The organism is Butyricimonas paravirosa, assembly GCF_032878955.1.
GTDB classification, from domain to species: domain Bacteria; phylum Bacteroidota; class Bacteroidia; order Bacteroidales; family Marinifilaceae; genus Butyricimonas; species Butyricimonas paravirosa.
The window spans coordinates 5,166,341-5,180,205 of record NZ_CP043839.1; the positions used below are offsets into that span (position 1 = coordinate 5,166,341).

8 protein-coding genes are annotated in these 13,865 nt (G+C 40.4%); all 8 read left to right on the plus strand.

The genetic code is table 11. The features are described 5' to 3' along the window. Positions 1–43 precede the first annotated feature (43 nt). Complete coding sequence (locus tag F1644_RS20710) at positions 44–1,165, plus strand: FecR family protein (protein WP_168044266.1); 1,122 nt, start codon at positions 44–46, stop codon at positions 1,163–1,165. A 77-nt stretch (positions 1,166–1,242) separates the two neighbouring features. Next, positions 1,243–4,815: a TonB-dependent receptor gene (locus F1644_RS20715; protein ID WP_051466073.1), complete on the plus strand. Its 3,573-nt coding sequence runs from the start codon at positions 1,243–1,245 to the stop codon at positions 4,813–4,815. A gap of 12 nt (positions 4,816–4,827) precedes the next feature. Beyond that, positions 4,828–6,312, plus strand: a complete 1,485-nt coding sequence (locus F1644_RS20720; RefSeq protein ID WP_118304061.1) for a RagB/SusD family nutrient uptake outer membrane protein — start codon at positions 4,828–4,830, stop codon at positions 6,310–6,312. 10 nt (positions 6,313–6,322) lie between these two features. Continuing rightward, positions 6,323–7,195: a hypothetical protein gene (locus F1644_RS20725; RefSeq protein ID WP_147344518.1), complete on the plus strand. Its 873-nt coding sequence runs from the start codon at positions 6,323–6,325 to the stop codon at positions 7,193–7,195. A 7-nt stretch (positions 7,196–7,202) separates the two neighbouring features. Beyond that, the gene (locus tag F1644_RS20730) at positions 7,203–9,758 is read left to right on the plus strand and encodes a zinc-dependent metalloprotease (protein WP_118304057.1); all 2,556 of its coding nucleotides are present in this window, start codon (positions 7,203–7,205) and stop codon (positions 9,756–9,758) included. A gap of 307 nt (positions 9,759–10,065) precedes the next feature. Beyond that, the gene (gene ettA / locus F1644_RS20735; RefSeq protein WP_087422501.1) at positions 10,066–11,742 is read left to right on the plus strand and encodes an energy-dependent translational throttle protein EttA; all 1,677 of its coding nucleotides are present in this window, start codon (positions 10,066–10,068) and stop codon (positions 11,740–11,742) included. 12 nt (positions 11,743–11,754) lie between these two features. After that, positions 11,755–12,561 (plus strand): hypothetical protein, encoded by an 807-nt coding sequence (locus F1644_RS20740; RefSeq protein ID WP_118304055.1) that lies wholly within the window; start codon positions 11,755–11,757, stop codon positions 12,559–12,561. 488 nt (positions 12,562–13,049) lie between these two features. Further along, complete coding sequence (locus tag F1644_RS20745; protein ID WP_118304053.1) at positions 13,050–13,817, plus strand: polysaccharide biosynthesis/export family protein; 768 nt, start codon at positions 13,050–13,052, stop codon at positions 13,815–13,817. Positions 13,818–13,865: the final 48 nt, after the last annotated feature.

Consider the following 13,865-nt stretch of genomic DNA (forward strand, 5'->3'; position numbering starts at 1 on the left):
ACATTTTTGTTGTTCATGTGTAACATGGATATAAGACAAAAGGATGATGAAGGAACTACATAAATTAATCACGAAGGATATCTTTGATTGCTTGTCGGAAGAGGATGCCGGGAGGTTACGAGAGTTGCGTGCCGAGTTGCATATTGATGATGAGGCATACAGGCAAATGAAAAAGATGATCACCAGCCGGGAGGTTCACGATCGGATCATGGAGGTAAGGAAAAAGCCGAGCCGGATGATAAAGATGATGCGTTACGTTGCCATTCTGATTTTACCCGTGGCTGTTGCTGCCTATATCTTCATAAATCAAGGAAATGTAATAAAGCCGGAAATAGTGGTGCAAAATCAAGTCGAAGAAAAATTACCTGTTCCGGTTCGTAAACAGGCCATGCTGGTTCTGGAAGACGGTTCTATCCTGCAACTTCAGAGAGTGGAGGGTAAAAAAGAGGTTACCTCGAATGCCATCACAAATGGAAATGAGCTTGTTTATTCGAAGAAAGATTCTTCAGAGAATAACGTGGTGGTTGAGTATAATACCGTGGTGGTTCCGAAGGGTGGAGAGTATCACGTGATGTTGGCTGACGGAACAAAAGTTTGGTTTAATGAAGAGACCCAATTGAGGTTTCCCGTAGATTTTGTTGGTGATAGCCGTGAAGTGTTTTTGAGCAAGGGCGAAATTTATTTGGAAGTGGCGAGAGATGAGAAACACCCTTTTATCGTACACACGGAGAATGGAGATATACAAGTGCTAGGGACGGAGTTTAACGTGAAGTGCCTGCCGGATAAAAAGGTGGCAACGACTTTGGTGAAGGGTAGTGTGCAAGTGAAAAGGAAGGATGCGGAAGTTGTGTTAAAACCCAATCAACATGCAGTTGTGGCTAACGTGATGAACGTGATCACGGTGACCGAGGTGGATGTAGAAGAAATTGTTTGCTGGAAGGATAACATGTTCTTTTTCCGGGACGTGGAATTGGAGAAAATTCTGGATCAATTGGCGGAATGGTATGGCTTTACGGTATTCTACGAGAATGCGGATGTAAAGCAGGAGAAGTTTTTTGTTCGAGTGGATAAATATGCCGAGGTCGGTAAGATTTTGGATGTGATTTCTGATGTTGGTAATGCTAAATTTAAAATTAGTGGAAAAGTAGTAACTGTATATAAATAAGGAAAGCGAGTGCTACCAACACTCGCTGCATCCCATGCCTAAAATGGCATAAGTGTTAAATTCTAATTCGCAAATGTATGAAAAAAATGTTTGATTCCTGGGGAAGTCATGTCAAAAAAATTCCCCTTCAAGGATTGTTATGTCTTTTTATCTTGTGTTTGAGTTTGCCTCTTCACGCTCAGAATGAAGAAGGTAAAATAAACATTAACGTGAAGGATGCCAGCGTGAAGGAGGTCTTGGAGGTGTTGAAGAAGTATAATTATCGCTTGGTGTATTCCACTGCCGTTATTGATGCCTGCAAGAAGAAAATAACTTTGGATATGAAGAAGGCTACTCCTTCGCAGGTATTGGATGAAATTTTTAAAGAAACGAATCTGGTTTACAAAATCGAGGGAAATCTGATCACGATTAAGGAGGTGAAAAAGGATGAGTCGCTTGTAGCTCAAGGGGTGGTTAAGGATGAGAATGGGGAACCGATTCCGGGAGTCTCCGTGTTGATCAAGGGAACTGTGACGGGAACAGCGACAGATAATAAGGGAAATTTTCAGCTAAAGGTTGCTAAAAACAGTGCGTTGATTTTTTCTTTTCTTGGGATGGAAACAAAGACTGTCTTTATTGAGTCGGAAAAACCAATACAGGTGGTAATGAAGGAGAAAACGAACGAAATGGAAGAAGTTGTGATTACAGGTTATCAAAAGATAAATAAACGGGAATCAACGTCTTCGATCGTAACGATGAAAGCTGAGGATATTATCGAGCCGATAGGTAATCGTCTGGATCAGATGTTGCAGGGGAAAATCCCGGGAATGGCTGTTTTACAACAATCTTCAACAGTAGGAGCTTCTCCAAAGATTCGTATTCGTGGTTCTTCTTCTATCATAGGTAATCGTGAGCCGGTGTGGGTTTTAGATGGAATAATTCTGGAAGATCCGGTACCATTGGACGTGACGGAGTTGAATAGTATGGACAATGTGAATTTGATTGGTAACGCTATTTCCGGTCTGAACCCGGAAGATATAGAACGAATTGACGTGTTGAAAGATGCTTCGGCAACAGCTATATATGGGGTAAAAGCTGCAAACGGAGTGATTGTTATTACAACTAAAAGAGGTAAATTGGGGGAACCTGTCCTTCGTTACACGACTTCCATGAGTTTGATTGCTCGTCCGACTACGGATATGATGCGATTGATGAATTCGAAAGAGAGGGTAGAAGTTTCAGAGGAAATTGTAAATCGAGGATTACAAACTGTTAGTGGTGTTCCTATCGGAACGATTGGTTACGAGGGATTGATTTACCAGCTATGGCATAATGAAATTACTCGTTCTGAGTTTGATGCCGGAGTGAAGGAGTTGAAAGAGATGAATACAGATTGGTATAAATTGTTATTTCGGAATTCTTTCAGTCACAGTCACACGCTTTCATTGTCTGGAGCAACGGATAAAGTGGGTTATTATTTTTCATTTGGTTTTTCCGATCAACAAGGAGCTTCATTAAAAGAAAGTAGTAATCGTTTTAATTTCATGTCTAATCTGGATGCAAGGCTTTTCCATGATAAATTAAATGTTAGCCTTAGTTTATCGGCATCAACTACAAATGGTTCAAGACCTTATATAGATCTTTATAAATACGCTTTCGAAACCTCAAGATCAATTCCTGCTTATAATGAGGATGGAACATTAGCTTACTATGCAATGAAAGAAGGTGAGTATGGTTCTGATTATTTGATGTATAATGTTATAAACGAGTTGAATGAAACCGGGTCCAAAAATAGGACTAATAGTTTGAATGTATCTATGAATTTGAGTTCCAAACTTACGGATTGGTTAAGTTGGGATGCAGTGGTTGGTTACAATACGAGTGCTTATAAGCAAAATAACTGGGCAACAGACAAAAGTTATAAAGTTTCGGCATTAAGGAGAACAGCTTACGGTTATGAACCCCAAGGCGATGATCTTAAAGATTTTAAATCTCATTCTTCCTTGCCTTTTGGTGGTATTTTAGATGAAGATTACACGAATAATACATCTTATACGGTGCGAACATCTTTATCATTTAATAAGTTATGGAATGATCATAGCGTTTCTGCTAGTGCAGGATTGGAGGTGCGGGGAAGTAAGTATGACGGGACTAATAGTGAGTCGTATGGGTACTTGCATGATAGAGGTAAAAAATTTATAGGGATTGATCCCGTGGACTACACGGGTTATGCAAATTATAGTAAATCCAATGTTCCGACGGTCATGGATAACACGACGAATAATATGTCTTATTATGCCACGTTTGCTTATGGTTTTCGGGGAAGATATGTATTGAGTGCTAATGTTCGTGGAGATGCTTCTAATAAATTAGGACAAGATAAGTCTGCTCGTTTTTTACCTATATGGTCGTTTTCGGGTAGGTGGAATGTTGCAGATGAATCCTTTATGCAGAACGTGAATTGGGTTAATGATTTGTCTTTCCGGGCTTCTTACGGTTTGCAAGGGAATGTAACTGATGCCCATAATCCGAATATGATTATTTCCCTCGGATCGTTGGATACGAAATCAATGCAATATATTGCTACATTGTCTTCTTTACCTAATCCGGGATTAAAATGGGAAAAGACGACTTCGATTAATTTGGGTTTGGATTTTTCTCTGTTCAAAGGTGCAATTTCTGCCACGGTAGAATATTACACGAAGAAGGGAAAAGATCAGTTGATTTCGGCGTCTGTACCTTCAACTAATGGGGCTACATCCGTGATGTTGAACGCCGGGACGATGAGTAATAAAGGCTGGGAATTATCGATCATGGCTACTCCGGTTAAAACAAAAGATTTTGCATGGAGTGTTAGTTTCAACACGAGTAAAAATTATAACAAGGTAACGAATTCCGAGTACGAGAGTGTGGAGACATACAATAATTATATAAACGGTTCGTTAATTCGTAATGGTAAATCTATTAATAGTTTCTATTCTTATCGTTATACCGGTTTGGATGAATCCGGTTTACCAACGTTTGCCGGGGTGAGGGCTACTGACGATGAGGGCAACGTGATTATTTCCAGCAGAGAGGAAGCTTTAGCAGCAGCGTTTGTTTATAGTGGTAAGCGAGAACCGGATTTTACGGGAGGTTTGTCGATGAATTTTAAATGGAAAAGTATTTCTTTGAATACTTTGTTTGCAATGTCTTTGGGGGCTAAGGTACGATTGAATGATTTGTACCAGGAGAGTGGGGGACGTATTCCTTATCCGGAAAGTAATATGTCCAGTGAATTCGTGAATAGATGGAAAGAACCAGGAGACGAGAAATACACCGATATTCCGGTATTAACGGATGTTTCTCCGTCAATTAATTCATATGCATATTTGGAAGGAGGGACTAACGTGATCGCTTCGAATATTTGGCAAATGTATAATAAATCTGATTTACGGGTAGTTGACGGGAGTTTTTTAAGATGTAAATCTATTTCGTTAACTTATTCTTTACCAAAAAGTTTTTTGAGTAAATGTTATATTAAAAGTGCATCTATTGGTTTAGGTGTAAGTAATCCATTTGTAATTAAGAGTAAGGATTTGAAGGGGCGTGACCCGGAACAATCTACTTTGGGATCTGGAGCAATCCCACCGCAATCAACGTATAGTTTTAGCTTGAATGTGTCATTTTAAATAATAGAAGTAATGAGAAATATATTGATAATCGGATTATTGTTATTAGGATTATCTTCATGTGATGATTTTCTTGAATACAAGGATAAAGATAAAATCATTCCGAAGGAATTATCTCATTTTGACGAGTTTGTCTATGGTGAAATTATTAATAAGACGGAAGGTTCTTTGATGAATTATTTATCTTATATGACAGATGAAACGATGAGTTACGTATCGTCTTCCATGTGGCTATCGAAAGAAGATCTTCGTGATGAGATGTTTTCATATTTCACTTGGGCTAAAGAGCCTCAGGTGAGGAAAGATGAAGTAGAAGTAAATGATAAGGCATGGAGCTTTTTTTATCATCGGATATTGATGTGTAATATCACATTTGAACAAGTCAAAGAATTAGATGAGGATATTGAAGGAGTAAAAAATAGATTGTTGGGAGAATCCCTGTTTATGCGTGCATTGTCTTATTTTTATCTTGTGAACTTGTACGGTGAACCTTATGAAAGCGCTGCGCAGGCGAAGACTGCGTTGGGTGTTCCGATAAATGAAAATGTTGGAGTAGAAGCCAATGTTTATAATAGAGCTACTTTGGACGAGAATTATACGTTGATGGAGGAGGATTTGAAAGCGGCAATCACCTATTTTGAAAAAGGGCAAAAAAAAGGAGGTATTTATAGGCCGAATAAGGATGCTGCTTTGTTGTTGCTATCCAGGGTTTATTTATATCAGAAGAAATATGATGATGTAATAACGGTTGTTGATGATCTGCTTAAAACGACAGAGACTGAAATTATTCCTTATAGCACGTTGGAAAAATTTATATCGAGTGATGATGTCGTATATAAAGTGTATAATACTAACAATCCGGGAATGATTTTTTCTTGGGGTAAATTAGATGTTGATGCAACTGGCTTTGGATATGATCTGATGAGACATTCAAAAGCTTTTTTCTGTGTATCCAGCGAGTTAATCGGGTTGTATGATGAGGGGAATGATCTTCGTTTTTCTCGATATTATGACAAATATGATTTTAATAATTACGATGAAGGTATATTTTACGTTGCGACAAAAAATTATTGTAAAGCGTCAACGGCTAATGAGGCGTACGATCAAGCGTTGAGATTGGAAGAGGCTTATCTGAATCGGGCAGAAGCATATATAGAAAAGGGTGAGTATGAATTGGGCATGGATGATGTTAATGCGATACGTGCGGAAAGAATTAAGGGAGAGTATGAATTAGTTGCAAATTCTGTGGATGAGGCGAGGGAATTCTATCGTTTGGAAAAACGTTTAGAATTTAGTTTCGAGGGATTGCGTTGGTTTGATATTCGTCGGTGGGGACTTGAAATAGAACATCTTTATCAGGATTATAGTACTCCGACAGTTATAAATCATTATGTTTTGAAGGCCGGAAGTCCGAATTATGTTTTGAGTTTACCATTGGAAATTCAACGTAGTGACGATAAAATCGAGAGATTTGAACGAGTAGAAACCAAACAATAAGATGATTATTATGAAAGCGATAAATATATTTATATTATTGATGTTCTTGGTGGGATTTTGTTGTTGTGATGACGAGGAGAAAATTCATGTAGAAGAAGAGGGACCACGTCGTGATTATGATATAAATTCTACTGATCCGGTAAAGAAAATTGTATCTGAATTCTTTTTTAATACGGGAAAAGAATTTATTGTAGATCCGGATTCATCCGATTACCTGTATAATTTTGCAGAAAAGAATGGCGTGAAGATGTACCCCGTGAGTGATGCGAATAGAGATTATCTGTTATCTACAGTTCAACTTATTAAGTCAGGTTTTCTGGATTGCTACACGACAGAGTTTGTAAAAGAGAATTTTCCTTACAGTGTGATAATTGCAGACACTATTTATGATACCGGTACTTATTTAACCCCGAAGATTGTAGACAATATTGCTCGGATAAATTATTATGGTGTTAACGTGGCTGGTAAAGCTAATTTAGATTTAGCGGAGCAAAAGGCCTTTTTGGCTTTAGTACATTACGATTTCTTCAACACTTATCTCAGTGTATTCAAGGATATGAGTTTTGGTGAGACTTTTGAGTCTGTTTATGAAAAGAAAAGTCGGGTAAATGATAAACACTTAACAGAGGAAGAGGGGTACGCGGAAGGATTTGTAACAGTTTCTACTGGAACTACTTGGTTAGGTTCTAAATATACGGATTTTCCATCGGTAACGACCGATTTGAAAAATACATTCATATTTTTCTTGACAAAGGATAGTGATGAATACACGAGAGTGACTACAACTTATCCGAAGATTAAAGAAAAATGTGATGCAATCATAACAGATTTGACAAATTTAGGAATTGATTACAAGAAACTATTTTTTAACGGTATAAATTAATAATTAGATGAAAAGTATTGTATATATTATTACGGTATTACTGTGTTTTAGTGTTACTTGTGTAAATGCTTCAAACTCTTCTTGGGGAAAAAAGAAGAAAAAGAAGGCCGGAACGGAAAAGGTGGAATCGAGTGATTCCACCTCTAAGGCGGCTTCTACGAGCGAGTACGAGAAGTTTATGAAGGATGTGGTGGTAAAGAAGGGAATGTTTAACGTGATTAAGAAGAAGGATAAGATTTATTTGGAGATTCCGAAGGCGATTATGAGCCGGGATTTCTTGATTAGTTCGCGGGTTTCTTCCACGAGTCGCACGTGGCAGATTGATCCGGGAACAATCAATCGTGACCCTCTGCTGATAACATTTTCATGCGATGAGAATAAGGTGTATATCCATTTTCCTCATTTGGATTACGTGTGCAAAGAGTCATCGGAAATGTACGAAGCTTACAAGAGACACAGTAACCCGCCGATCTGGAAAGCGTTTAAAATCGAGGTGATGTCAAAAGATTCTTCTAGTTGTGTGATTGATGCTACTCCGTTGTTCTTGTCTTCGATTGCTGAATTTTCTCCATTCCCGGATCTTCCTGCTGAAGTGCGTATGATGATACCGTTTGGAGGCTCTTTTCAAAGTGACCGTTCAAAGATTGAGGAATTCAAGGCTTTCGAAGATAATATTATCGTGAAGAGTATGATGACTTACACGACGGATAAAGAAGGTCCTTTGACCACGATAGAGGCTCGTAATATCATTATCTTGCCGGAGACCCCGATGGTTCCCCGTTATGCGGACGAACGGATTGGCTTTTTTGATCAGTCTCGTAAATTATTTGACGAACATCATGATCGTTTGCAACAATACGGGATTATCAATCGGTGGGATTTGCAACCGAAAGATATGGATAAGTACCTGGCTGGAGAGTTAGTAGAACCAGTGAAACCGATTGTTTGGTACGTGGACCCCGCGATTCCCGAGAAATGGAGGAAATACGTGAAGTTGGGTATTGCCGACTGGAATATCGCTTTCGAGGCTATCGGTTTTAAGAACGCCATTGTCGTGAAAGATTACCCGACAGATGATCCGAATTTTGATCCGGATGATATTCATTATAATTGTTATCGTTTTGTGGCATCGACAAGAGAGAATTCAATGGGACCGTCGTGGATTGATCCCCGTTCTGGAGAAATTTTGTGTGGAGACGTGATTTCGTGGTACGGTGTGGTGACTTTGCTGAACAAGTGGAGAATGATCCAGACCGGGGCGGTAGATCCTTCTGTGCGTTGTCCCGTGATGACGGACGAGAATATGGGAGAAGCCATGCGTTACGTGGCGGCTCACGAGATCGGTCATACGTTAGGGTTAATGCATAATTTTGGAGCATCAGCGGCTTACCCGGTAGAGAAGTTGAGAGACCCGGAGTTTACTCAAAAATACGGGACTACCCCGTCGATCATGGATTACGCACGGTTTAACTATGTGGCACAGCCCGGAGATTTGGAGAAAGGTGTAAAGTTGACTCCTCCTCTGATTGGCGAGTATGATAAATTTGCTATTAAATACGGGTATCAGGTACTCCCGAACGTGAAGAGTGCGGATGATGAGAAAGAAATTTTGCGGGGATGGGTGAGAGAACAGATCGGAAATAAGATGTGTTTTTACGGGAAACAGGTGTTTCAATTTAATTTTGACCCTCGTTCCATGGCAGAGGATTTAGGGGATGATGTGGTGAAAGCAAATACTTATGGTCTTAAAAATCTGAAATATGTGGCGGCTAATTTTGTGGATTGGATGGCTGTAAATGATGAGGGGTACGCGGCTGTTGAAAGTACTTATAAGGAGATTATCGGTCAGTTCGTGCGGTTTATGGATCACGCTATGGTGAGTGTCGGGGGAATGTATATTAATCCGAAATATTATGGTGATCCGGAACCTCTTTACCAGTATGTTCCCAAGGCGAAACAGATCGCAGCGTTGAAGTTCGTGTTGAAGAATTTGAACGAGTTGCAGGACTGGATTATTAATGATAAGATTACCGCGATTATCGGCCCGACAGCCAAGCACTACGTGGCTCAAACGCAATTCTTCAACGAGATGTTGACCCGGGAGACGTTAGGGCGCTTGCAAATAAACGAGGTGGACGGAAAGAATGTATTCACGTTGGATGAATATCTGGGAATTATTTTTGACGAGATGTTTACCAAGAAAACCGGTAATCTGCAGTTGGCAGATATGGCTTTCCAGAATTCTTTCGTGGAAAATCTGACCGGGTACATGGATAAAGGTGAGTTCAAGAGTGCCGGGAGTAATTCGTTGAGAGAATGGTTGAACAAGACAACTTGTAGTTGTCATGCCTATTGCGAGTCTCATCATAGTTTTGATGCTGTGGATGCTCTTGGTGAAATTGTGTTATCTCCGAGAATTGACAAGTCAAATAAGCGTCCGATCGTGATGAAATATTTGCGAAAAACATACAACACGGCCAAAAGTCGGATGAATACAGGAAATGATAAAACACGTGAACATTATCGATTGTTAGTGTTAAAATTGAATTATTTATTCGATTAATTAATTTATAGAGATTTGTGTTTTTTTATCCCCGGGAGAGAGAAGGCCCCCGGGGATTCTTGTGTAATGGCTATGATAGCTAGTTTGTTATATGTTTGAATGAATTATGTTTGATGAGGGGGCAAGTGTCTTGTTAAAGAATAATTGTGAATTTCTTTTAGAATTTTGAAACAAAATACACGCTTGTTTCGTATAACGGATTAAGTATATTTTTTTAATTTGAAGATATAATATATCTTTGTATCCATTTTAAGGATAATTAGTTGTGTGCTAGAAGTGAAACATAATATCGTGTAAGTTAATGGGTATGACAGACGAGAAGAAAATTATTTTTTCCATGATGGGGGTGAGTAAAACGATACCACCTCAAAGAAAGATTATAAAGGATATTTATCTTTCCTTTTTTTATGGGGCAAAAATCGGGGTGATCGGTTTGAACGGTTCCGGAAAATCGACGTTATTGAAAATTATTGCCGGGTTAGACCCGAATTACGAGGGTAAGGTGATCTGGTCGAAAGAACATTCTATCGGGTATTTGCCACAGGAGCCTCAGTTGGATGATTCCAAGACCGTGAAAGAGGTCGTGCAGGAGGGTGTTCAGGAGGTGATGGATTTGTTGAAGGAGTACGAGGAGGTGAACATGAAGTTTGCCGAACCGATGAGTGATGAGGAGATGGATAAGTTAATGACTCGTCAGGGGGAGTTGACAGAATTGATCGAGCATCACGGCGGATGGGAGATTGACCAGAAGTTGGAGAGGGCTATGGATGCTTTGCGTTGTCCTGAACCGGATGCGGAAGTGAAGTTCCTTTCCGGGGGAGAACGTCGTCGGGTGGCCTTGTGTCGCTTGTTGTTGCAAGAACCGGATATTTTGTTGCTGGATGAGCCGACGAACCATTTGGATGCCGAGTCGGTGGAATGGTTGGAACAACACTTGCATCAATATCCCGGTACGGTGATTTGCGTGACGCATGATCGTTACTTCTTGGATAACGTGGCCGGTTGGATACTGGAACTAGACCGGGGTGAGGGAATTCCATGGGAAGGAAATTATTCTTCTTGGTTGGAACAGAAGGCAAAACGATTGGAACAGGAGGAAAAACAGGCCAGCAAACGCCGGAAGACGCTGGAACGAGAGCTGGAATGGGTACGTATGGCTCCTAAGGCTCGTCAGGCAAAGAGTAAGGCCCGTTTGAAGGCTTATGACCGGATGATGGATGAGGACGTGAAGGAGAAAGAAGAAAAGCTTGAAATATTTATTCCGAACGGTCCTCGTTTGGGAAACAAGGTGATCGAGGCCGAGCATGTGGCGAAGGCTTTCGGGGATAAAGTGTTGTTCGATGATCTTGAATTTAAGTTACCTCCGGCCGGAATTGTCGGGGTGATCGGCCCTAACGGTGCGGGAAAGACTACTTTGTTCCGTTTAATTATGGGCGTGGAGCAACCGGATAAGGGGACATTTGAAGTTGGGCCGACCGTGAAGATCGCGTATATAGATCAACAGCATAAAGCAATAGACCCGGAGAAGACGGTTTATCAGGTGATTTCCGGGGGAAGTGATTTGATAAACCTGGGAGGACGGGAAGTGAATGCCCGGGCTTATGTTTCCAAATTTAACTTCTCCGGGACGGATCAGGAAAAGAAATGCGGGGTGTTGTCCGGTGGGGAGCGTAATCGCTTACACTTGGCTTTGGCATTAAAGGAGGATGCTAACGTGTTGTTGCTGGACGAGCCCACGAATGATATTGACGTGAACACGTTACGGGCCCTGGAAGAGGGATTGGAAAACTTTGCGGGCTGTGCCGTGGTCGTGTCGCATGATCGTTGGTTTCTGGATCGTATTGCAACTCATATCCTGGCTTTCGAGGGTGATTCTAAAGTGGTATATTTCGAGGGAAGTTACTCCGAATACGAGGAAAGTAAGAGAAAACGTTTGGGAGATGTTACCCCGAAACGTATACGTTATAAAAAATTAATCGGTTAAGATTATAAGGACGTGCCTAAGAAAAAAGAAAAAAAGATTGTAGATACCGGTTTCGTGCCGGGTATCTACAATTATTGCGACAGATGGTGTGAACGTTGTCCATTGCAGCTTCGTTGCATGAGTTACATGATGGGGAAGAAGCTGAAGGAGCGTACGAAAGTGAACTTGGGAGAGGAGATGCCGGATGATGACGAGTCGGCGTTAGCCCGTCTGAAAAATATTTTTGATTCTACTTTTGACGTGTTGCGAGAGTTGGCGGAGGAAAGAGGTATGGGGATAGAGGATATTTATTCCTCGGAGAAGGTGGACCGGGGATTCTGGGGGGAGGATTACGAGGATTTGGAAGATGAGGATGAAGAGGCGGTCAGGCAGATAGAACAGGAAGATCTTGTGAAATGTGACCGGATTTATAAGACTCTGGCCGAGAAATGCCAAGAGAGTATTTATCAATGGTTTGACGAGGCCAGGATAAAAGAAGGTGATGCTCCCAGAACGAAAGAGGTCGGGGATGCGTTGTTGGAGGTAAATTGGTATCTGGATTTGATTCACTCCAAGATTAGGAGGGCGTTGTATGGGTATTATATCTATTCGGATAAGATTAATGCCACGCAGGAAGAGGATGATTATAATGGATCGGCGAAGGTAGCCTTGTTGGCTGTCGAGATTTCTCAAAATGCGTGGATGGTTTTGAGGGAGCGTTTATCAAGTTTTGAACCGAATATATCTCACTTGATCGTGGTTTTGGAACAATTGGGCTTGGAGATTGATCACTTTTTTCCCAAAGCCCGTTATTTTAAGAGACCCGGTTTTGATTGTTAATATAAAAATGTAAATTGAGGTAGGGCGTTTGATGTTTAAATACCGTTTTTCTTTTACGAATCATCCGTGTACAGGGTGAAATTGAAAAACGGTATATTTCGAGGGAGAATAATAACATAGTTGTGAGATAACCTGTTTTTCGAACGAGTGAAGTGTTTACTATTTTGTTAAAAATGTGGTGTTAAATAGGTCGAAATCGGCTATGAAATGTGTGAGTGAAATTTTCTAAATTTATGGTGATTGACAAAAATATTGAAAATGATTAGAGGTGTATGAAAAAATATCTATATTTGTAATCAAATAAACGAACGATTCTTAATATTATAAATCCTCTTCTTCTTTTTTATTTACGTTTTTTGCTTAGTCATTCATACACATACCTTTATGACTAGGTGACTTTTCGTGATTATTTGATTTTACCTTTCTTTTTTCGCTATCAAAAATCGTTGGTTTTTTGATAGCGTGAATGTATAAAAAGAGAGGTGTATATGTCTGTTTATAAGCTGTTTATTGTTTGGGTGTGTGGAATGTGCATTCTCGGATGTGCATCCAGTAAAAAGGTCGTTTATTTACAGGATATTAAAGTGGATAAACGAGTTAAGGCGGCATGTGAGTATCGAACCGTGATTCACGTTGATGATTTATTGTCGATTATCGTGTCGTGTGATGACATTGAGGCAGCCTTACCATTCAATACTCCGATGATCGGTTTAGGGAAAGAGGTCACTTCGGGAAACCAGCAAGCAGCCTTAGGATATTTAGTTGATAAAGAGGGATATGTTGATTTTCCTGTTTTAGGTAAGTTGCAGGTGGACGGGATTTCTCGTAATGAATTGGCCGATATGTTAAAGGAGAAGTTGTCCGGCTATTTGAAGAACCCGATCGTGACGATTCAATTCCTGAATTTTAAGGTGACTGTTTTGGGGGAGGTGCGTAATCCCGGGAGCTACAAGGTGAACAGCGAGCGAATCTCTATTCTTGATGCCTTGGGAATGGCGGGTGATTTACAGATTAATGCCAAGAGAAAGAACGTTTTGGTGATGCGGGAGGATGGGAATGAAAAGGTGTTTTCCCGTGTCGATCTAACTTCGAGTGAGTTGTTACATTCCCCGTTTTTCTATTTACAGCAAAATGACGTGGTGTATGTTGAACCGAGCCGGGGTCGAATTGTGGGAGGCAACGCGGGAACTTTCTTACCTTATATATTATCAAGTGTATCCACTTTCGTGGCCGTGCTGGCCTTAATAATAAGATGATGACCGGAAGAGCTGGTTGCAACTATTTATGAATCTATAAAATAACCA